The sequence below is a fragment of the Pontibacter chitinilyticus genome (genome assembly GCF_039748935.1).
Taxonomy (GTDB): domain Bacteria; phylum Bacteroidota; class Bacteroidia; order Cytophagales; family Hymenobacteraceae; genus Pontibacter; species Pontibacter chitinilyticus.
Window position 1 is genome coordinate 1 of the sequence record NZ_JBDIZJ010000007.1, and the last position, 21449, is coordinate 21449.

Genomic DNA, 21449 nt, shown 5'->3' on the forward strand with positions numbered 1-21449 from the left:
ATCTTCGTTCCTGCGGCCATACTTGCCAAACTATAGCTCTTGCCGCTGCTGGCCGATACGTTCGATACCAGCGCAGTGCTGGTGCTTTGGCTAACGACCGTAAAGCTCACCGACAACGTTGTGCCCGCTGTGCCTGTGCCTTTAGAGGCAGTATAAGGCGTCGCTTTTAAAGTATAGCTTCCCTCAGCAGGGGTCCAGGCATAGTAATCGCCATGTGTGTCATCTCCGAACAAAGCATAGGGTTTAGCACTTTCAGTTACGGTTTTCGTTTGCGTGCCGGAGAGTTGGAAAGTGACGCTGCCTACTGTGGCTGGGTCTGTATTTGCCCGGATGTTGAGGTTCCTGGTTGGCAAAGTTGCCAGATTCAGGGTGCTGCCGCTGGTTAGCGTCTGCAAATCCTGGTTGTTATCTGCATTGATCAATGTCAGACTAGCTACCTGCTGGCTAGTAGTATTGTCAACTCCAACAGGTGTTCCTTTGCGAGCAGTTTTAGAGAAGTTACCGCCGGTATAATAGATCAAACCATTTATAGCACCCGCAACACCTGCAGAGGTGGTAGACGGCAGTGGAGTCAGGTTTTTCCAGGTGTTGGTAGCCGGTGAATACGCAGTAACGAGGTTAGACTTTACGTTGTGGGATGTTTCTCCCCCTAACACCAGGATGCGATCTCCTATAACAATTACCGAAGAAGAGATATGATCGCGCGCCACAGGCATATCAGCCACTCTGGTCCAGGTGTCGGTTGCAGGGTCATAAACTTCCACGGTTTTCTGTGTCACAGTTGCGTTATCCTGGTGATGCGCCCCCCCTATATAGTATAACTTACCACCATACACAGCAGAACCGGGATGGTTGCGCGGGTTTGAAAGAGGAGCTGCAGCTTTCCAGCCAGCAGAAACATTATCCAAGTCCAGCACATAATGATCGGCTATATCTGCACGCGATAAATTTGCGCCGCCAGCATAGTGTAGTTTCCCCTGCACATACTGCATCTGGCCAGCAGCTAATTCCTTAGGAAGGTCGGGCAGCGCGGTATAGGTATTACTGGCCACATTGTAGCGCCATACTTGCTTGGTACCAAATACCTGGCCGGTACCGCTGGAGTTTGAAGTATAGCCTCCGGCAAAGTAAATATCTGTACCATCTGTGGCAAGCCCCTCATGGGTGATGCCACCGAAGTTTGAGCCATTTGGTTTGTGCGGCAGGTCGGCAATAGAGCTCCACCTGTTTGTTGCCGGATCATAAACATAAGCGCGTTTGGTTGGCGTCCAGTTTGGCTGTTTCAGCACATCATAGCCACCAAAGATGTAGAGCTTGCCATTTACTACTTCGCCATGCACTTCATGCGTGCCGATGGGCTGGCTGGCTACTGTACTCCATGTAATAGAAGTAAAATCAGAGGCTGTCGCAGAGGCAACAAGGGCATTGTTTGCTGTAGCAATGTTAGGTGCTGCTGTAACCGTGATCTCGGCCGTCGTATTTGCTGATAAGCCTGCCGCATCTGTCGCTTCTACCGTCAGGCTAAAGCGGCTTTGCATGTGGTAGTTCAGGAACTTAGCCGTGGTAATAGAACCGGTATTACTGTTAATGGCAAACGTGCTGTTCGTATTTCCTGCCGTAATCGTATACTTTAGTGTGTTTCCTACAGGTGCTGTGGCAATCACCTGCCCTACGTTCGTACCCAAAGCAGCCGCATCGGATAAGTTGAAGGCATACGTAGTTTTGCTAAATACAGGGCTGCCACTTACCGGCACCTGCCTAGTTTTCATACTCGGTTTAGCTGTAAGCAAGGCTGATGCGGCTTCTTTTCTGGTGTTGCCTGCTCCATACCCCGGCATAGTGGTTATAGCTAAAAGAATAAACAGGTAGAACCATTTCGGAAGGCCTGAACAGGTAATGATTCGCTCTCCTGCCCTTCGCTGCATACTTCTTCCTAAAAGCGAACTTTCTTGTAAATTTTCTCTCATATTATTTAGTGTTGATATTATTTATTTAGAACTGGTATATAAGCAGCCTTTAATTTTTTGCTGCATAAATTATATTATTATGTCTTTTAATTACGAGGAAAGTCTCCAACTGCGCTCTAAATATTAGAATTTGCGTCCAAAAGTTGTCTTTAGTTACTGAATCTACTTTAACATAGGGTATAAGGTTATTTTTTAATGGTGAATACACCAAAGCTGTTTCATAACCACAGAAATCCAACCAACTCTAGTATCCTAGACATCGTTATTGCTAACGTTATGAAAGCCCAAAGAACTTGACAGAACGCCTTTTTATACTTGCAGCAGTCTCACCAAGGTAATTTATCTACTCCGGCAACATCTTATGTTATCTGAACGTCAGCAGATTACCTTTATTCTTGAATTTAATTCAGGAATAAAGAGCTACAGTAGCGCTAAATAAAAAGGGAGAAGCTGAGCTTCTCCCTTTTTATTTAGCAGGTTGCCCAAGAATTACCTGATTAACATCTTTGCCTGTGCTTTACCGGAAGCTGCTTCTGCTTGGATTAAGTATATACCTGTGGCTAACTTGTTCATAAAGGCTATCTCCGTTTGAAGGCCCCCTTCCTGATTGGTGCGGGCAGTTCTCGTGTGCACAGAATGCCCCAGCACATCATATATAGTTAGCACGATGTCTTCCTCGGCTGCAAATCCTGTTGCTTCCATCCGAATCCTCTCGCCTTGGTTCACCGGGTTCGGGAATACCTGCAAATCAGGTTGCTGGCGCAGGTGCTGCTGGGTAGCGGTGGCGCTCAACGGTTGTGTGGCTACCAGCGCCTGCCCTGCTGCCACGGCCATGGTCAGGTAATTGGTCTCTGCTCCGGCAGCGGGGCTGGCCATGTTGCCGCCCAACGTTACTTTGCCTGCCGGAAAGCTCTTGCTGTAAAGCACCATGGAGCTGATCTTCGAGTCATCTACGCCTACTCTGTCTGCCAGCTTCGTCCAGCCGGAAAGCCAGCTCGGCAGCGCGGTAGCGCGTGGGTCATAGGCCACATACACGATGGCCGGTTGGCTTAAGGTAAAGCTCAGCACGGCAGTACTGGTGCTCCATTTATCGGCATTCGGCGGCTGAATGAGCCAAGCACCCTGCAGCACACTTGGTACGGAGGTAACCTGGTACGTACGGTCGGTATATAGCTTCCGGCCCACTGCCAGATCCGTTAACCCATAGCTGTTGCCACTGCTGCCTGCTACATTCGATACCAGCGCTGCTGCCCCGGCCTGATTGACCACACTAAAGTTGAGGGACAATGCTGTACCCGCCGTACCGGTACCTTTAGAAGCAGAGTACGGTGTTGCTTTGAGCGTGTAATTTCCAACCGCAGGTGTCCAGGCGTAGTAGTCGCCGTGCGTGTCATCCCCCAATAAAGCATAAGGAATTATACTTTCTGTTACGCTCTTGCTCTGCGTTCCAGATAACTGGAAAACCACACTGCCCACGGTCGAAGGATTGGTGTTTGCGCGGATGTTGATGTTCTTGGTCGGTAAACTCGCCAGGTTTAGCGCAGCCCCATTCGTCAGCATCTGCAGATCCTGATTATTGTCGGCATTAACTACCGTCAGACTGCTCACCTGCAGTTCAGAATCGGCTGCTGACTGGTTAACGACCGTAAAGCTCACCGACAGCGTTGTACCCGCTGTGCCTGTGCCTTTAGAAGCAGTATAAGGCGTCGCTTTTAAAGTATAGCTTCCCACAGCAGGGGCCCAGGCATAGTAATCGCCATGTGTGTCATCTCCGAACAAAGCATAGGGTTTAGCACTTTCGGTTACGGTTTTCGTTTGCGTGCCGGAGAGTTGGAAAGTGACGCTGCCTACTGTGGCTGGGTCTGTATTTGCCCGGATGTTGAGATTCTTGGTTGGCAAAGTTGCCAGATTCAGGGTGCTGCCGCTGGTTAGCGTCTGCAAATCCTGGTTGTTATCTGCATCGATCAATGTCATACTAACTACCTGCTGCCCTGCGGGACTACCCGTTACAGGTATGATCTCAATCGCAGAAACCTTTGGCTGGTCTACTTTCACTGAGAAATCAATGTTCAGCACACCATCTGTAACCGTTACATCAAAAGTTTTGGTAACAGCTGTCATTGCCCCTACCTCTGCATAAATGTCGTAGTCCTGCAGTTCTACGGCTCCTCCTTCCAGGTTCACGCTGAAGATCCGCTTCCCGACCCCGCCAGGGCCTCCGCCTGTAGCTCCCCAGTATATTTCGGCAAAGTGCAGATTTACTGTATAGGTGCCATTATTTACAGGAAAAGCGTAGCCAAAGGGCGTAGCCGAGCTTCGCTCTGTTTTGTATAACGCATCTGAGGTCGTATTTTTGATATCCGTGATGTTCAGGTTAGAGTATGACTTGCCTCCGTTAAAGTAAGCATCAGCTGCCCAGTTCTTGCCATCGGCTGTCACTGCTGGCCCGCCGGAATTGAGCTGGTAAGCAGCCGGATTGGTGGTAGTACCTCCTGCGTTGCCACTCAATGAAACGGTGGTACTGCCTCCCTGCCCGGAATGGCTGATAGCCAGCGTAGCGGTCTGCTCTGCCGTGCTGGTGGGGCTGAAGGTAAGGCTCATGGACACGCTCTGCCCGGCAGGAATAACAAACGGAAGATCATGCGGTGCCTTGTAAGCAAATGTACCCGCACCGGATGTACTCAGGGATGAAATGACAATGGCCTGTGTACCGGAGGTATTAGCTAAGGTAATAGTTTTGCTGCTGCTGGTATTAGCCGCCACCTCCCCGAAGTTTATACTTGTAGGTGCCGTAAGCTGACTTTGCGATACTAATGGAGCAAAAGGGTTGGTTGGTCCGAATAAAAAGAACGATTCCTGTGAGCTAAGCAGCGGGCTACCGCCCTGGTTACCTGCCCCTGAAACGATGTAGATCCCGCTGTTGCTTTCAATGGCTTGTGTACCGTGCCGGCCTTGGTTAAGCAGCGCCAGTTTCCGCCATGCTTTGGTCTGCACATTTAAAGCCTCTGTTTCGCGGTGGCCGGCCGGTTGCGTGCTCTCGCCGCCAATTACCAGCAGTTCTTCGCCCAGCACTACTGTTGCGGCACCAGCTCGTTGCGTAGGGATGTTACTAGAACTCGGCAAGGTAGCCCAGCTGCCACTGGTGAAGTCATACACATCCACTTCCGGCACCGTTAAGCTAAAAGTTTGGCCTGTATCGTAGGAGGTGCGCCTGCCACCAGCCAGGTAAAGTTTGTTGCCGATGATGCCGGCCTGGAAGTGGTCGCGGGTTCGCGGTGCGTTCGGGAGGGTCTGCCAGGTGTTGTCTCGCGGATCATACACATCAAACCAGTTTACAAAGCCAGACCGATGCCCGTTGACAATACCACCCGCCAGGTATATTTTTCCATCCCGAAGCACCGCCCCGGCTGAGCCCCTGCGCCGAGCAGAAGGTATAACCGGCCCTTTATACCATTTGTCTGTTAGAGGATTATAGATGTAGACGTTTGGCACAGGTGTTTCAGAAGGGTAAGATCCTGTAAAAGCGCCGATCACATAAATGAGTCCATCCACGGCTACCGCCTGGAAGTGGTGCAGCTCCATAGGAGTATTCGCTTTGTTTGCCCATACTTTGGTAGCGGGGTCATATACCTGCACGGGTTTGATGCCGCGGCCTCCGATCAGGTAAAATTTGCTGCCTACCTGCACATAAGCATTTTCCTCCCGTCCAACAGGTGTACCGCTCGATGGGGTAATCGTTTGCCAGTCACCCGTAGCGGTTATCTGGTCAGGCGTCACATACACATAATCCCAGTTAGCTGTGAACGGAGTGGCTCCGTCTGATGTGGAAAGAATACCCACAGCTAAAGCTGGTGTTCCTTGCACGGCTGCCAGCACGTTGCCTTTCAGCTGGATGGGCGTTCCGACGTTTACAACGCTGCCGCCATTAGTGGCATACTTGGGCTGCACTGTACCCGTGGCCGGGTTAATAGCCAGGAACAAATCAAGCGTGGAAGATGGAATGCCACCGGAGAGCGCATACTGCTTGCTGGTGGCCACGCCGTCTTCTTCATACATGACGAGAATACCCCCTGCCCCGCCATTGGCGTTCAGCACAATTTTCAGGTAATTGTCCTGATCACCGGTACCTATGTAAATTCCCTGCGACTGGTAATCAACGGGCGTGTTGCCGTTGAAGAAAGTCCCCGTCATACGACCCTCCACTGTAAAAGGCCCGGACCCGGATGATACATTCACCCCAAACTGGAAAGCACTTTGCTGGCTGTTACTCCCCTCGTAAGCATCTCCTGCTGTAACATTCACAACAGACAAAGCTCCCGCTGTTCCGCCTGCGATTAGGTTATTTTCGTCGTACAGGTTGCTATAGTTCGTATTGTTGCTCATCAGCCCTGTGAAACCCAGCCCGAAGAACCCTGTACCGGGATTGTTGTTGTACAGGTCGTACCGGATGGGCATTCGGGTATCCAAACCGTTCTGCGCATCTAAAACAAAATAATCGGAAGTATCTGGAAGGCCATCGTTGTCATCGTCCGTATCCTTCAGGTCCGAGAGCTGGTCTTTATCGTTGTCGGCTGGTTTGCTGGAGGCCGAACAGGGGTTCGTATGGTTGTCTATCTCATCGGCATTGGAGTAGCCGTCTCCATCATCATCCAGCGAGGTACTGTACTGACCGCTGCAGGAAGCATAGTCGTTTGGTTCGAAAATGGCGATACCGTTTGCGCCATACGTGGCAGCCCATACTGAGCCGGGAAATACCTCATCATCCCCCTGAGCTACGATGTCCAGTGGCTCCGAACCAAAGTTTGATGCAAAGGGAGCATCCTTATTCAGCTTGCTGCTGCCCTTGCTGTTCAGCACGCCATCGCCGGCATCGTTTAGCCTGATGCGGTGTATGTCGCCGTTATAGCTGGCCACCAGCAGGTTTCCTTTCAGGGCATTGCCAAAGTTAGAAGCCGTATACTCTGTGATGCCGTTCGTGGAGTAGGTAAAGGTGAGCAGGGCGTTATCGGTTTCGCCTGGATTCTGGAAATCACCCTCTTCTTTCTTAGCCATACTTAAAGGCACCGGCGGCCAGTCGGCAGGCAACGGATTGGAGCCGGATTTGCTGCTGCGCCACACGCCGGTAGAGCCGGAGCGGGTATATAGACCTGCCCCGGAAGGATTGGCGCGGATCGGATCGGGATGGCCCGCATACATGCTGCCCGGCGTGTAATTATCGATGTTGCCGACGTAATGAAAATTATCCAGGTTGTTCACTTGCGGGTCGTTCACGCCAGGGCCGGAGGAACCGGGCTCCCCGGAAACATACTTGTTGGTTACCGTGCCATCAGTCCCCTCGTGATCAGGGTAGCCGCCCCAGCCCTGGTTAGCGCCGTTATCTACCGTGTACATGCGACGGGCTTTGCCGGGCGTTTTCGTGATGATAAGATCATAGGGGTTGCGGTAGCCGGCTGAATACACCTGCACAGGGCCACCGGCTACCAGTTTGGCCTGATTCAGCCCGTTATTCCCACCAAACGGATCATTTTGGTCAGTGCCGCCAGAAGTATTGGTGCGGGTCGGGTCATCAAGGGTAGGCAAATCATACTTATACTTGGTGCTGCCACTGCCTTTGGTCGACATCGCATCGATCGCATTCAGATCAACAGAAAGGATCGCTGCCGAAAGCGCATACTCACATATGTATGCGAAGTTGATGGAGGGAGATCCGGCATTCGTAAAGCCACCTACAGCCACATACAAGATATTCTTCTGCTCATCCAGTTGCATGCCGTTCGGAGCATGATTCTCTTCGGAGCGGGGCAGGCCACGAACCAGGTCTACTTTGTCCCAGGCGCTCCCGGTCCAGGTGAGTTTAGAGATGATGCCCGAATTCGTGTCGAGGTTCAGATCGCCGGAAGGCCCCCCCATACGGCTGTCGCTGGAAGTAACGTAAAGCACCGGATTGCTGCTGGTGCCTGTTACCAGCAGCCCTGTTACCTGGCGCGTCGTCACGCTGGTGTTCAGCGCGCCATTATCGTTGTGGTTGGGTATCTGGTTGATCAGGTTGATCGTTTCTGTTGCGGTAACGGTGTAATCATTGGCACCATTCCGTTGGATTTTATAAGCTTTGAGGATGCCGTTTTGCTGGGCAACATACAAACGATTGTCCGGGCCAAACTGCAGCGAAGTCGGGTTAGTAAGCGAAACCCCTTTAAGGTTGCTTGATGAAAAATTTATACTTTGCGCCTGTGCTTCCGGGGCTCTGTAAAAGCAAAGTATAAGCAATAATAAACAAATTTTTTGACCAACACTATTCTTCGTAAATGTTACAATCATACGTATATACTTTAAGTTAAATACTATACCTGGTGCATCCGTCACCAGAGAAAACATACTTCCTACTAAGGCCCGAAGAGAAACCTCCCTTCTAAACAAGAAGGCAAATGCTTCTAATGACGCTTCAAAAAACTACAACCTGAGTAGCCATAGTAGTCAACTTAGGCAAACATACTGTCAACTGCCATATCGTTCATGCTTTCTACTTCTAATGCTACCAGAAAGTAGAACCATATTCCTTAACAAGCAGATGCAGGCAAACCGGGTGCTGCTTGGCTGCCACTTTACTATTTGATTCTCTAGTAATCCTACTTCAATTACAAGCAGGTGTTAAACAAATATCTATAAAATACAATACCTTAATTTTCCCTACTACGCTTATTCTTATTTTTAAAGTAATAGCACGACCCTTATTCATGGTAAAATAGTGCTTAATACCTGTGGAGCTTTTGCTTTAACAGGCAAGTGATAAAAAATGTACTAAGCTATGTCTTTACTGAACTTTTTGTCTGTTTTTAGTTTTAGGGATATGAGTAGTTGCGGTGCTTTGCTCCCGTATTAGAAGCCCCGAATTAATTCAGCAAAACTTGCAGTATTTAATTTTATTTCCCTCTACCTTTGTAGCGGTTCATTTAAATTTTAAAGCCATGGTATTCACCAACATTCTAGCTTTTATCGGAGACCTTGGAGGCTCAGAAATCCTCCTGATCTTAGTTGTCATCCTGCTACTTTTCGGCGCTAAGCGTATACCGGAGCTGGCAAGAGGTTTGGGCAAAGGTATCAACGAGTTTAAAAATGCCGCCAAAGAGGTGACGCACGAAATTTCGACTGCAGCCAAAGACGACGACAAAACTGTAAAGTAGATAGCACTTGTTCTGGCAATGCCAACAAAAAAGCCACTCCCAAGGGAGTGGCTTTTTGCTTTTAAGGTCTAGCGCCCGTTTCAGGCCCGCTTCCGGTAGCTCAGCACCGCCCAGCCGTTCAGCACCACCGCAAAGCCGAGGATTATCAGCAACTGCCGTTTGATGTCGGCCAGGCCCGCCCCTTTGAGCACCACCAGCCGGATCACATCGATAAAATAAGCCACCGGGTTGAGGCGCGTAATCCACTTGGCCCACTCCGGCATACTGTCGATGGAGGTGTAGAGGCCGCTCAAAAGTATAAACACCATCATCATAAAAAAGGAAATGAGCATGGCCTGCTGCTGTGTGTAGGCGTAGGTGGAGATGAGCAGCCCCAGCCCCAGCACCGCCAGCAGGTACACGGCCGCAAACACATACACGGTTACAAAACTGCCCAGCGGCACGATGCCGTAGATAGCCCAGGAGAGGAAAAAGCCGACGGTGAGCACGATGAGCCCCAGCACCCAGAACGGTATCAGCTTGCCAAGTATAAAATGGTACTTTTTGATGGGCGTAACGTTGATCTGCTCGATGGTGCCGATTTCCTTCTCCTTCACGATGTTGAGCGTGGCCAGGAACGAGCCCACCATGGTGACCAGTATAACCAGGATGCCCGGCACCATAAAGTACTTGTAGTTGAGCAGCGGGTTGTACCAGTTTTGCGCCGTAATCTCGATCGTCGGTTCGGGGCTGAAGCGCGGCAGCTGTATCCACTTCATGCGCACCTCGCGGTTATAGTCCTGGATGATGGTGCGGAGATAGGCGCCGCCGAGGTTTGCCTTTACGCCGTTGATGGCGTTGAGCGCCATGTATAGCGTCGCCTCATCCTCCCGCACCAGCGTCTTCTCGAAATCAGCCGGTATCTCCAGAATCAGGTCCGAGCGGTCCCGCTCCACCTCCCGCATCGCCTCAGGGTACGAGGCCGTGTACTCGTCCAGCTGGAAATAGCCGGAGGAAGTGATCTTGTGCACCAGCTGCCGCGAGTAAGTGGAGTGGTCGTGGTCGACCACGCTCAGCAGGATGTTCTTCATCTCGTAGTCGGCGGCCCAGGGCAGCACGAGCAGCTGCATCATCGGCATCACGAAAATGATGCGCAGAATGGCCGGGTCGCGGAAAATCTGCCGGAACTCCTTTTGCAGCAAAAACCGAAGCGTCTTCATCCCAGTCTGATTTTAAATTTCTTGATCGCTAAAAACAGCAGCAGCACCAGCATGCCCGTCAGAATCAGCGTCTCCCGCCACACCGCCGCCAGCCCCACGCCTTTGATCATTACCGACTTTACGATGATGTAAAACCACTTGGCGGGCACCAGGTTGGAGATGAGCTGCAGGATGCGCGGCATGTTCTCGACCGGGAACATGAAGCCGCTGAGCATGACGGTGGGCAGAAAAAGGCCGGTAAGGGAGATGAACATAGCCGTTTGCTGCGAGTCGGTGGCGGAGGAGATGAGCAGGCCCAGCGCCAGCGAGGTGAGGGTGAACAGGATGCTCTCCAGCACCAGCAGCGGCAGGCTCCCGTTTATCGGCACGCCCAGCACGAACACGCTCAGCAGCAGGATGCTGGCAATGTTCACCATGGATAGCAACAGGTAGGGCACGGCCTTGGCCACCACAATCTTCAGCGGCTGCACCGGCGACACCAGCAGCACCTCCATGGTGCCCATTTCCTTTTCGCGCACAATGGTGATGGCAGTCATCATCGTGCACACCAGCATCAGCACCATCGCCATCACGCCCGGCACAAAGCTGTAGGCGCCCTTCAACTGCGGGTTGTAGAGCATCCGGAACTCGGTATGGATAGTATAGGGCAGTTTGCGGTTGTTGGTGATGCGGTCCTGGTAATCGAGGAGGATGGCGCTGGCGTAGTTGGTGAGGGTGTTGGCCACGTTGGGGTCGGAGGCGTCGGCGATGAGCTGCACCTGCGCCTGGTTAAGGTGCTGCAAATCCTCGGCAAAATTCGGCGGCAGCACCACGGCCAGTTTGATGTTCCCTTTCCGGAATTCCTCCTCCACCTCGCGGTACGAATGCAGGTTCTTCTCCAACTCAAAGTAGCGGCTCGCCTCCAGCTCCGAAATCAGTGAGGCCGTGGCCGCGTCCTTCGACTGGTCGAGCACAGCGATGCGGGAGTTCTTTACCTCGTTCGTCAGGGCAAAGCCGAAGATGATGATTTGCACAATCGGCATGCCCAGCAGGATGAACATGGTGCGCGGATCGCGGAAGATGTGGTAAAACTCCTTCCGGACAAATGACAAGAACTGTTTCATCGGTTAGTTCTTTAATGTTTATACTTTGCGGTAGTTGCCAGCGCTTTCCCGGGTCCAACCACCCCTACCCCCTCAGAGCTACGCTCGTTAGCTCAAAACTCTCGTTTTGGCTAATCTAAGGAGGGGAGTTTGGTTTTCCATACTTCATCCTGCCCTTTCCATTGCTCACATCAACCCTACATCCTGGCGCGGGTCTCTGACCCGTGACTTTTGATGAAAGTGAAGTCTCTGATTTCACGCGCCTGCAAGGCGCAAAGGCTACACAGCAAAAGCTTTGGCTATACTTCCAGCCACTGTTTATACTTCCCCAATCGGCACGCGCGCGTCTGGAGACGTGCTTTTATACTTAGTCACGGGTCGGAGACCCGCGCCAGTTATACTCTTTACACTTTTCATACTTACAATACTTTCTCACACCTCTACTCCCCCCGCGTTGCCTTCCGCGCCAGCTTCAAGAAGACCTCGTCCATACTTCGGGCGGCGAATTGCTGCTTCAGGTTTTGGGGCGTGTCCAGCGCGTCGATGCGGCCGTCTACCATAATGGAGACGCGGTGGCAGTACTCGGCTTCGTCCATGTAATGCGTCGTCACGAACACGGTGATGCCGGTTTCGGCGGCCTGGTAAATCATCTGCCAGAACTCGCGCCGCGTCACGGGGTCCACGCCCCCGGTCGGCTCGTCGAGGAACACTATCTCCGGCTCGTGGAAAATGGCTACCGAGAAGGCCAGCTTCTGCTTCCAGCCCAGCGGCAGCGACTTCACCAGCTTATCGCCCTCCGCCTCCAGGTGCAGTTGCTGCAGCAGCCGCTGCGTTTTTTCTTTGATAAAGGCGCTGCTCTTGCCGTAGATGCCCGCGTAAAAGCGGATGTTCTCCCGCACGGTCAGGTCCTCGTAGAGCGAAAACTTCTGGCTCATGTAGCCGATGTTTTGTTTGATCTGCTCCGTCTGTTTGTACACATCAAACCCTGCCACCGTGGCCGCGCCAGAGGTGGGGAGGGAGAGGCCGCAGAGCATGCGCATGGCCGTGGTCTTGCCCGCGCCGTTGGCCCCCAGGAAGCCGAAGATCTCCCCTTTCTCCACGGTAAACGAGATGGCGTCCACGGCAGTGAAATCGCCGAAGCGCTTGGTGAGGCCGGTAGCGGTGATGGCTTTTAGCATCAGGAGGCGGTTTTCATCAGGTCCATAAAGCAGTCTTCAATGTTCGGTTGGATGGGCTGCACCTCCAGCTGGGCGTGCCCCTTTTGCTGCAAGTATACTTTCAGGTCCTGCTCCGTTGTCTCCGGCTTCAGCACGGCATGGTGGTACTCGCCAAAGGGGTAGCTGTCGAGCAGGCCCGGATAGGTTTGCAGGTCCTGCAGCAGGTGGGACATCTGCGGTCCCTTCACCGCCAGCAGCGGCTTGCCGAAGCTGCTGATAACGCCCTCCGGCGTGTCGATCTGCATCAGCCGCCCCTGCTGCATCAGCGCCACGCGGTCGCATAGGCTGGCCTCGTCCATGTAGGGCGTGGAGACGAGAATGGTGATGCCCTGGCTTTTGAGCTTTTGCAGCATCTCCCAGAACTCTTTGCGTGAAACAGCGTCCACGCCCGTGGTGGGCTCGTCCAGAAAAAGCACGGTGGGTCGGTGAATGAGGGCGCAGCAGAGCGCCAGCTTCTGCTTCATCCCGCCCGAAAGCTTGCCCGCCCGCCGGTCTTTGAACGGCTCTATCTGCACGTAAATATCCCGCACCAGCTCATAGTTCTCTTCTATACTTGTGTTGAAAATCGTGGCGAAGAACTGCAGGTTCTCGGCCACCGTCAGGTCCTGGTACAGCGAGAAGCGGCCCGGCATATAGCCCACCCGCTGTCGTATCTGCTTAAAATCCCGCACCACGTCGAAGCTATCCACTTCTGCATCGCCGCTGTCGGCTAGCAGCACGGTCGTCAGGATGCGAAAGAGCGTGGTCTTGCCCGCACCGTCCGGACCAATCAGACCGAACAGCTCGCCCGGTGCTACCTCAAACGAGATACCCTTCAGCGCCTCCACTGGCTCCTTTTTGGTACCGTAAGTTTTCACCACATCTCGCACTGCCACCGCCGCTTTCATCGCTCCTCCTGCTGGTTATCTTCCGGAAACACCACCTCGCCATACATGCCAATTTTCAGGTAGCCGTCGTTTTGCACCTTCACCTTCATGGCGTACACCAGGTTGGCGCGCTCGTCTTTCGTCTGAATGGTTTTGGGCGTGAACTCGGCCTTGTCGGATACCCAGGTGATGGTGCCCGGCAGCTTTTTGTAGCCCTCGCCCTGGTCCACGAGCACCGTTACCTGCTCGCCCAGTTTTACCTGCGGCAGCTGGTCGCCGGTGATGTAGGCGCGGAGAGTGACGGTGGAGAGGTCGGCAATTTTATAGAGTGCCTTGCCTGCCGCCGTCACCTCGCCCTCCTCGGCATACTTCGTGAGTACGGTGCCAGAAATAGGGTTGGTGATGCTGGCCTTGCCGAGTTGATTCTCCAGCTGCGCCACCTGCTTTTGCAGCGGCTGGCGTTCGCTCAGCACACCCCGGTTTTGGGTGGAGGTGGCCGTGCGCTGCACCTGTATCTGCTGCTGCGTCACCTGCATCTGCCCCTGCAGCACGTCAATCTGCGTGTTGAGGTCGTCGAGCTGTTTGGTGGTGGCGGCATCGGCGGCAATCAGGTTCTGCGTGCGCTGTTTCTCGCGCTGCAGGCTGGCCAGCTGCGCTTTTTGCACCTGTAGCTGGTCCTGCAGCAGCCGGATCTGCGGCTGCACGTCCAGCGTCTTCTCCTCCAGCGCGTTGATGCTGGCCTCCACCTGCTCCTTCTGCAGCGCCAGCGTCTGGGCATCAATCACGCCCACCACTTTGCCGGCGGGCAGCTGCTGGCCCTCCTCCACGGCAAAAGAGTCGATGCGGCCAGCCAGCTCCGAGGACACAATTACTTCGTCGGCCTCAAAGGTGCCGGTGGCATCGAAGTCAGGCTCGTTGCTGCCGCAGGCGCTAAGTATAAAACCGAGCAGGAGCGTAAGGTATAAGGATTGATTTTTCATGGTTGCGGATGTTTCTGGTTAGTAGCCGAGGGTGGTTTGATAGGTAAGCTGCGCCTGCAGGAGCTGCAGCTGGTGCAGGAGGAGCGCCTGCCGCGCCTGGTCTTCGGCGTATACTTCCCGCACAAAGTCGTTGGGGGTGATGACGCCGTTTTCGAGCTGGGCGTTGGCGGCGGTTTTTACCTTCTCGCGCAGGACAACAATCTCTTTGTCTGAGGCAATCAGTTGCTGCAGCTTCGTGATCTCCGCCTGCTGCTGCGTGAGCTGGGCGTTGGTGTTGAGCAGGAAGGTCTGCCGCTGCACCTCCGTCATCTGCTCACTCACGTCCAGCAGCCGCTTGTCGTTATGAAAAGTATAAAAGCTGCCCAGCGACCAGTTGAGCCGCACCCCGCCCAGGTACCACCAGTCGAAGTCGTTTTTCAGGAAGTTGAGCCCTGGCCTGCCGTAGCCTGTTTGCCCAAAAAGGCTGGTCTTGGGCAGGTTGCGCGCCAGCAGCAGCTTCTTTTGTTGCTCCAACAAGGTTTGCTGGTTGGAATAGAGCTTCAGCTCGGGCCGCTGTATTTCGGTGGGCGCAGGCGTCTCCTGTACTTCCGGCACGGCCAGCACCACGGCATCACCTATATCCTGGTTCAGGAACAGGCCCAGCGTCTGCAGCGCGGCGTGGCGCGAGGCCTGCAGTTCAGTGAGGCGCTGGTTGTTTTTCAGCAGCTCGGCCTGCAGCAAGTATAAATTGGAGCGAAAGCTGACGCCGTTGTTCACCTGCGCCTCCACTTTTCGGATGCCTGTCTGCAGGTCCTGCGCCACCAACTGCACCTGCTTCAACTGCTCATCCAGCAGCAGCACGCCCAGGTACAGCTGGTTGATGCGCTCCCGCAACTGGTGCAGCTCCACCTCCACCTGCTGAGTTTCCACGGCTGTGCGCAGCTGCTGCACTTTCTTCTGCTGGCAGATCACGCCACCGTCGTACAACACTTGGCTCACGTCGGCCGTCACTTTATACTGGTCTTTGCTCAGCTGCGGCCCCTCCACACCCGGAATCGGAATATCCAGGTTGGTTACCCCGGACTGGTAGGTGGCCTGCCCATTCAGCGACAGTTGCGGCAGGTAGCCTTTGTTCAGGTTCTCCAGCGTATACTTTTCCGTCAGCTGCACCAGGTTGCGCTGCCGCGTGACGGGGTAGTTTTGCTGCGCCAGCTCCTGCGCCTGCGCCAGTGTCAGTGTTTCCGGCTGCTGCGCCTGCGCCAGTCGTGTGCTCAGCAGCACCAGCAAAAGCAGCCTTACCTTTTTGTTTAACCAATTAGTTAACATAGGCTGAAAAACTAATTTCGGATAGAATTGATGATAAACTGCGGTATCTCCCGCTTGCGCGCCGCCATGAGTTGCCGGAAAGCGTCCTCCTCCATCCCCGAGACGTACTGCAGGATCGGCTTGGAGAGAAAGGGAAAGATGCACATCGATACCATGTTCAGGAAAAGCTGCATCGGGTGTACAGGTTTGATGAGCCCCTGGGCTGCCTCGCGCTCCACCTGGTCTGCAAACATCCTTAGATTAGGCCGTTGGTTGCCCCAATGTTTCTCCAGAAACTCCCCTTGCTGCACGTTAGCCTCATTTACCAGAAACAGGGGGATAAAAGGATTTTGCAGCATCCGCTCGATGTACTCCTCGCAAAAAAAATAGATCTTCTCAAATAGCGGCAGGTCCGCCTCCAGCAGTTGGTTAATGCGCGGCATCAGTTGTCCTGATACCTGCCGAAAGATCTCCTCGAACAGCTTTTCTTTGCTCCGGAAATAGTAGTGGAGCATGGCTTTGTTTATACCAGCCTCATCGGCAATGTCCTGCATGCGCGCACCTGCCATCCCTTTCGTAAGGAATACCTTTTTAGCGGCTTCTAAAATACGTTCTTCCGTGCTTCGTTCCATAACATCAACCATACTGTCTAACCGTATGGTTAACGTAAAGATTCAAACTTATATTCAGGATGTCAAGAGAAATTATAACTATTTACAATGCTCTTTGCCGTATCTATAAGCAAGGGCGCAGGAAGGTGAGGACGCCTGGTATAAATTTTGTAAAAGCCTCCGCAGTAAGTACCTTTACCTGCCGGATCATTCCCCGCTATACTTGTGCAGCGCAAGTGATATTCCGGTGCTTAATACCTTTGGTTATGAAAAATTTCCGTTCTAAAACAATTGTTCTTACTGCTCTGCTCGTTCTGAGCGCCGTTTCCGGTTTATTTGCCTGGGGTGCCTGGGGTCACCAGCACATCAACCGGGCAGCTGTTTTTGTGCTACCCGCTCCCATGCGCACTTTCTTCTACAACCATCTGGATTTTGTAACGGAGGAGGCTGTGGTGCCGGATTTGCGCAAATACACGATCAACGATAAGCCCGAATTCGCTCGTCATTTCATTGACCTGGAGGCCTACGGGGAACATCCGCTACGGGATCTGCCTAAAACGATGCCAGAGCTTATGGAGCAGTATGACAGCACTACCCTGCAGAAGAATGGCATACTGCCTTGGTATATCGAAGCAATGACAGCAAAGCTGACACAGGCCTTTAAGGCAAAGCGAAAGGCGGAGATTCTTTTCATCGCCGCAGACCTGGGCCATTATATTGCCGATGCTCATATGCCGCTCCATACTTCTATCAACCACGACGGGCAAGCGACCAACCAGCGCGGGATTCATGCTTTCTGGGAATCGCAGTTGCCGGAGTTGTTTGGTGATACCTATAACCTGCACACCCGCAACGCAAATTATATTGACGACATTCCTGGCCATACCTGGGACATCGTCGCGCATAGTCATGGCCTGGCAGACTCGCTGCTACGAGCAGAATTACAGCTCAAGAACTCCTATCCGGAGGGGCAACTATATGCTATAGACTCCGTTGGCGCTGTTGCAAAGAATAAGTTCGGCCAGCCTGTTCATTCCACTGCCTATGCCACAGCGTACCACCAGCGCCTGAAGGGAATGGTGGAGCGGCAAATGCGCTTGGCCGTAGTTGAAACAGCCAATTACTGGTACACAGCTTGGGTAAATGCGGGTAAACCCGATCTTACAGAGCTGGACCCGGAAAGCCTGACTAAGCGTAATAAGGAAAACCTGAAAAAAGATCTCAAGCTATGGGAGAAGGAAGGAAAAGTAACGGGCGTAAAATCTGAGGCTGAGTTTTAAGCTTCTGCAAAGTATGCACAAGAACTTCTACCGGCACAACAAGAGAAGCCATGTGGCAGCGGCAAGTTCTGTAGTTAGCAGGTATCCGGCGCAAGTATAAAGCTATGAGTTGCTTGTGAGCCAGAAGCAATTCAGGCAAGCGCAGTGTTGGCAAAGGCTTTCGGTGCGTTAGTATTTGGGATAAATTGGTTTCGTTTGACCCGGATAGTACAATAGTATACAGGTCAGAAGCGTATTGATTTGGGGCTACAGAGGGAGTAAATAAGGGTTTGTAGGCGGCCTGCTTTTACATCAGTTTAACAAAGTATAGCCGTCTCGCCCAACCAGCTTCACCTTTTTTTGCTTATCTACGAGGCCCAGCCGCCAAAAAAGCTTCCCCACTTGTGCAGCTAAAGCGGCAGGAGTTGAAGTATGCCTGCCGGCTATGGTAAAGCTCAAAGTGGAATCAATTGTACAAAGGCAGGCGAAAGAAAGTATCAGGACCTGCAGCCGCTAGGCCGACAGAAATATAGACTAGCTTTGAGCTTACAGTGGGTATAGCTCGATGAAAAGGGAATACTGGTGTTTCGTATGTGAAGTATAAGTTGCTTAGTTTGCAGCAGAAAACATAAAGCTTACCTGCTGTAAACTAAGCAGCAGAGATATAAGTGATTTATTGCACAGCTCAGCCGCCTCTCAAACATAGATATTATTTATAGTTAGCCCGTTGCTTGGCCTCTGATTTTAATGCTTCCAGCTCATGCTTGGCTGCTTTAAGGCGGTCTTCTGCGGCTTTTTGTCGCTCTTTTGCCTGCTCTACATATTGCTCTTCCTGCTTAAGCTCGGCTTCCAACTGATCTACACGCTGCTGCTGCGCCGCAACTGCCGGATCATCGGAGTATGAATTGCCTGATAAAACAGAACAGCTACCCAGCAGCGGTAAAAGTATAATTGCCGCAGCAGCGACCATATTTCTCATTTTTATCGGCAGTAGTATATTTTGTGTCATCATGAAAATCTTTAAAATTGTCTATTCCCAATACGGCTTCCGGCAGTAGAATGTTTAAACGGGGCTCTGCTTGGTAATTATACACCTCCGATAAAGTATTAATTGCATTACTTCACTCTGCTCTAGTATTGCCTGTTTAGAGTTTGGCCAGAACCCATTTAGCAAGCGTCTTACACCAACAGCTTGAGGCTAGTTTTTAGCTTCAACTATTCCTCCTAGGCAAGTCTAAACCGGATAGCAGGCTATCCGGATGATCCGAATAGCCTGCTATCTCATGTTTAACTATAAATAGACTTATTTTCCGCCGGCTCTGTTCAGCTCGTCCAGGCTCACGTCGCGCTTCTTTGCTTCGAACTGTGTGCCTTTATTAAAGCGGTAGCGCAGGTTTACTTTAAAGCTCTGGGCACCGGTATACTGGCGGGAGGTAATGTAGGTGCCGTTAAATTCGGTGTCGCCTCGCATGCGGCGGGTGCGGAAAATGTCAGTTACGCTCAGGCTCACATCCAGCTTGTCTTCCATAAAAGAGCGCTTCAGGCCGGCATCCATGCCCCAGCTGGATTTGATGCGGTACAGACCATACACCACCGGTCCCTGGTAGGCAGCATTCAGCTCCATCCGGATGGCTTTAGGCAATTGCACCTGCTGGTTCGATTGTGCCATGAACGTTACCTGGTCGTTCTCCAGCGTGTTACCATTCATTGCTTCGGTATACTGCTGGTAAGAAACAGTAGCGGTATTGTTCATCTGCCACTTCGGCATTACGTTAAGGGGAGCTACCAGCGTGGCGTAAAGGCTTTTGGCATCGTCTACGTTCTGCTGCTGAAACAGGGTCATCTTTTTAGTTTCGTCCTGCACCGGCACTTCAAAAATAAAGTCCTTTGTTACTGCATAGCCTAGAGTCAGGTTATAGGTTTCGTGGAGCACCTGCGTTACTTCCAAAGCATTGGTGAACTGTGGCTTAAGCTGCGTGTTGCCAATAGCGGCAGTATAGGGGTCGAGGTAGAAGACGAAGGGGTTCAGTGCTTCATAGCGGGGGCGGTTAATGCGGCGGCTAAAGCTGTAGCTGATCTGGTACTTATCACTAACTTTTTGCTGCACAAACAGACTGGGGAACAGGTTCAGGTAGCTCCGTTCTGTGGTCTGGTCCAGCGTTACAGAATGGCCTTCCGATACGGTTTGTTCGGCGCGTAAGCCTGCCTGCAAGCTCCATTGCTTGCCAAGTTTAGTGGCGTAGTTGGCATAAGCAGCATAGATGTTCTCTTTGTAGATAAAGTGGTTGCTACGGCTCTGGTCCAGTTGCTGCTGCTCGTTGGCCTGCACATAAAACCCTACTTCGTTGTCGGATACCACCCGGCTGGCTTTAGCGCCCAGTTCCAGTTTGCCTGCCCTGCCGATTGCTCTGGCAAAATCCGTTTTGGCGGCGTAAATGTCGTAGCCCGTCGGGTTTTGCGTGGTCAGGCGGTCCATGTATACCGGTGCGTCATTTTGCAGACTGTCGTAGTGGTTGATGAAACGGGCGTTGTCCTGGCTGCTCAGGCGCACATAGTCCAAGTCGGCAGACAGGGTGGTGCCCACTGTATCGAGCTTGCCTAGGTAATGTATATTAAATGTGCCGTTTTTATACTTCGCTTCGGATGTGTTGCTGGCTTGCACAAACAGGTCGTTCGCACGTTGGTTACTGCGCAGGTAAGTCTCGGAGCTGATCATATCATTTGTTTGGTAGTCAGATAGGGTAGCAGTTGCGCCGATGCTGTGGCGGATGTTCAGTTCATAGTCGGTGCCCAGGCGGAGGGTCGGCACAAAACGTGTACCCTCTTCGTAGATATCCTGCACCAGGTTGCCGCTACTGCTTTCGGCAAACTGGCGCTGCATGAGGTTGGTGCGGTAGTGCGTGCGCTCGGCCATATCAAGGCTACCAAAGGTGTTCCAGTTGCCTTGCTTGTAGTTAAGTTCGGCACCAGCCGTATAGCCCTGCAGTTTGCTGTACTGGTAACCGCCGTGCACGCTACCGTTCATGCCGGATAGCTCGTTTTTCTTCAGGTTGATGTTGATAATACCGGAGGAGCCTTCGGCATCATACTTGGCAGAGGGGTTTGAGATGATCTCCAGATTTTTGATGTTCTCGGCGGGCATACTCTGCAGCAGATTTTGCAGTTCTTTGCCAGACAGGTAAGCGCTTTTGCCATCCAGCATCACCTGCACGCCGCCTTTGCCGTTAAGTTTGATGTTTCCCTCTTGGTCTAACCACACGCCCGGCGATTTGGTCAATACCTCAAAGGCGGTGCTGCCGCCAGCCAGGGCGGTACCTTCCACACTCACCACTGTTTTGCCGGCCTCCGTCACCACCATAGGGCGCATGGCCTGCACCGTTACCTCCTGCAACTGCTGCGCGTCTTCGTTCATAATCAGCGCGCCAAAGTCCTTACCAAAGTTCTCCCCGCTCACCTCGAATGGAGTAGTCTGCAACGGCGCGTAGCCTAAAAAAGTAAGCTTGAGCAGGTAAGTGCCCTTGGCTGGCGACTTGATCAGGAAGTGCCCGTCCATGTCGGCAATGGTGCCGGTCACGACGGCAGCAGACGAAGCATCCAGCACGGCCACGTTCACAAAGCCAAGCGGCTGGTCCTGTGCATCTTTCACGCTGCCGGTCAGCATGTCGGCGGTGGTTTGTGCGTTTGCTGAAGCACCCAGGCTAATCAGCAGTACAAGTAGAAGTAAACGATACATTTTCATGGTTTTATACTTTATAGTGTGATTATTTTGATTGAATTCCTGTTTGATTGAATCAAAGATGCAG

General features: G+C 52.4%; 13 protein-coding genes. 2 read left to right on the plus strand and 11 right to left on the minus strand.

Annotated features, from left to right (window positions below; all coding sequences use genetic code 11):
* Together ABDW72_RS11960 and ABDW72_RS11965 are read right to left on the minus strand one after the other, a co-directional pair.
* Positions 1–1769, minus strand: a 1769-nt coding sequence (locus ABDW72_RS11960; RefSeq protein WP_347158798.1) for a Kelch repeat-containing protein, incomplete at its 3' end; no start/stop codon positions are given.
* A gap of 687 nt (positions 1770–2456) precedes the next feature.
* On the minus strand, positions 2457–8285 hold the full coding sequence (locus ABDW72_RS11965) for a malectin domain-containing carbohydrate-binding protein (RefSeq protein WP_347158799.1): 5829 nt from the start codon (positions 8283–8285) through the stop codon (positions 2457–2459).
* 647 nt (positions 8286–8932) lie between these two features.
* Between ABDW72_RS11965 and ABDW72_RS11970 the strand changes: the two genes are divergently transcribed.
* Complete coding sequence (locus tag ABDW72_RS11970) at positions 8933–9148, plus strand: Sec-independent protein translocase subunit TatA/TatB (protein ID WP_347158800.1); 216 nt, start codon at positions 8933–8935, stop codon at positions 9146–9148.
* 80 nt (positions 9149–9228) lie between these two features.
* Here ABDW72_RS11970 and ABDW72_RS11975 read toward each other — a convergent pair whose 3' ends face one another.
* From ABDW72_RS11975 to ABDW72_RS12005, 7 genes are all read right to left on the minus strand, one after another.
* A complete protein-coding gene (locus ABDW72_RS11975; protein ID WP_347158801.1) occupies positions 9229–10347 on the minus strand; it encodes an ABC transporter permease in 1119 nt (372 codons plus the stop codon).
* A complete protein-coding gene (locus ABDW72_RS11980; protein WP_347158802.1) occupies positions 10344–11450 on the minus strand; it encodes an ABC transporter permease in 1107 nt (368 codons plus the stop codon). Before ABDW72_RS11980 ends, ABDW72_RS11975 begins: the two co-directional genes overlap by 4 nt.
* Positions 11451–11869: 419 nt before the next feature.
* Positions 11870–12607 carry an ABC transporter ATP-binding protein gene (locus ABDW72_RS11985; protein ID WP_347158803.1) on the minus strand — a complete coding sequence of 246 codons (738 nt, stop codon included), beginning with the start codon at positions 12605–12607 and terminating at the stop codon, positions 11870–11872.
* On the minus strand, positions 12607–13533 hold the full coding sequence (locus ABDW72_RS11990; protein WP_347158804.1) for an ABC transporter ATP-binding protein: 927 nt from the start codon (positions 13531–13533) through the stop codon (positions 12607–12609). Before ABDW72_RS11990 ends, ABDW72_RS11985 begins: the two co-directional genes overlap by 1 nt.
* Complete coding sequence (locus tag ABDW72_RS11995) at positions 13530–14492, minus strand: HlyD family secretion protein (protein WP_347158805.1); 963 nt, start codon at positions 14490–14492, stop codon at positions 13530–13532. The genes ABDW72_RS11990 and ABDW72_RS11995 overlap by 4 nt, the downstream gene beginning before the upstream one ends.
* A gap of 18 nt (positions 14493–14510) precedes the next feature.
* Entirely contained in the window at positions 14511–15797 is a 1287-nt protein-coding gene (locus ABDW72_RS12000; protein WP_347158806.1) for a TolC family protein, read from the minus strand.
* 11 nt (positions 15798–15808) lie between these two features.
* Positions 15809–16408 (minus strand): TetR/AcrR family transcriptional regulator, encoded by a 600-nt coding sequence (locus ABDW72_RS12005; protein ID WP_347158807.1) that lies wholly within the window; start codon positions 16406–16408, stop codon positions 15809–15811.
* Between the two features lie 245 nt (positions 16409–16653).
* Here ABDW72_RS12005 and ABDW72_RS12010 point away from each other — a divergent pair, with 245 nt between their 5' ends.
* Positions 16654–17667 (plus strand): zinc dependent phospholipase C family protein, encoded by a 1014-nt coding sequence (locus ABDW72_RS12010; protein WP_347158808.1) that lies wholly within the window; start codon positions 16654–16656, stop codon positions 17665–17667.
* Between the two features lie 688 nt (positions 17668–18355).
* Here the strand turns inward: ABDW72_RS12010 and ABDW72_RS12015 are convergent.
* A complete protein-coding gene (locus ABDW72_RS12015; protein ID WP_347158809.1) occupies positions 18356–18625 on the minus strand; it encodes a hypothetical protein in 270 nt (89 codons plus the stop codon).
* Positions 18626–18949: 324 nt separating this feature from the next.
* Positions 18950–21385, minus strand: a complete 2436-nt coding sequence (locus ABDW72_RS12020; protein ID WP_347158810.1) for an outer membrane beta-barrel family protein — start codon at positions 21383–21385, stop codon at positions 18950–18952.
* Positions 21386–21449 lie beyond the last annotated feature (64 nt).

Bases quoted from the DNA above. Each gene is read 5' to 3' on its own strand.
- ABDW72_RS11980 (WP_347158802.1), bottom strand. From the start codon at position 11,450: ATGAAACAGTTCTTGTCATTTGTCCGGAAGGAGTTTTACCACATCTTC.
- ABDW72_RS11970 (WP_347158800.1), top strand. From the start codon at position 8,933: ATGGTATTCACCAACATTCTAGCTTTTATCGGAGACCTTGGAGGCTCA.
- ABDW72_RS12010 (WP_347158808.1), top strand. From the start codon at position 16,654: ATGAAAAATTTCCGTTCTAAAACAATTGTTCTTACTGCTCTGCTCGTT.
- ABDW72_RS12020 (WP_347158810.1), bottom strand. From the start codon at position 21,385: ATGAAAATGTATCGTTTACTTCTACTTGTACTGCTGATTAGCCTGGGT.
- ABDW72_RS11975 (WP_347158801.1), bottom strand. From the start codon at position 10,347: ATGAAGACGCTTCGGTTTTTGCTGCAAAAGGAGTTCCGGCAGATTTTC.
- ABDW72_RS12015 (WP_347158809.1), bottom strand. From the start codon at position 18,625: ATGAGAAATATGGTCGCTGCTGCGGCAATTATACTTTTACCGCTGCTG.
- ABDW72_RS12000 (WP_347158806.1), bottom strand. From the start codon at position 15,797: ATGTTAACTAATTGGTTAAACAAAAAGGTAAGGCTGCTTTTGCTGGTG.
- ABDW72_RS11985 (WP_347158803.1), bottom strand. From the start codon at position 12,607: ATGCTAAAAGCCATCACCGCTACCGGCCTCACCAAGCGCTTCGGCGAT.
- ABDW72_RS11965 (WP_347158799.1), bottom strand. From the start codon at position 8,285: ATGATTGTAACATTTACGAAGAATAGTGTTGGTCAAAAAATTTGTTTA.
- ABDW72_RS11995 (WP_347158805.1), bottom strand. From the start codon at position 14,492: ATGAAAAATCAATCCTTATACCTTACGCTCCTGCTCGGTTTTATACTT.
- ABDW72_RS12005 (WP_347158807.1), bottom strand. From the start codon at position 16,408: ATGGAACGAAGCACGGAAGAACGTATTTTAGAAGCCGCTAAAAAGGTA.
- ABDW72_RS11990 (WP_347158804.1), bottom strand. From the start codon at position 13,533: ATGAAAGCGGCGGTGGCAGTGCGAGATGTGGTGAAAACTTACGGTACC.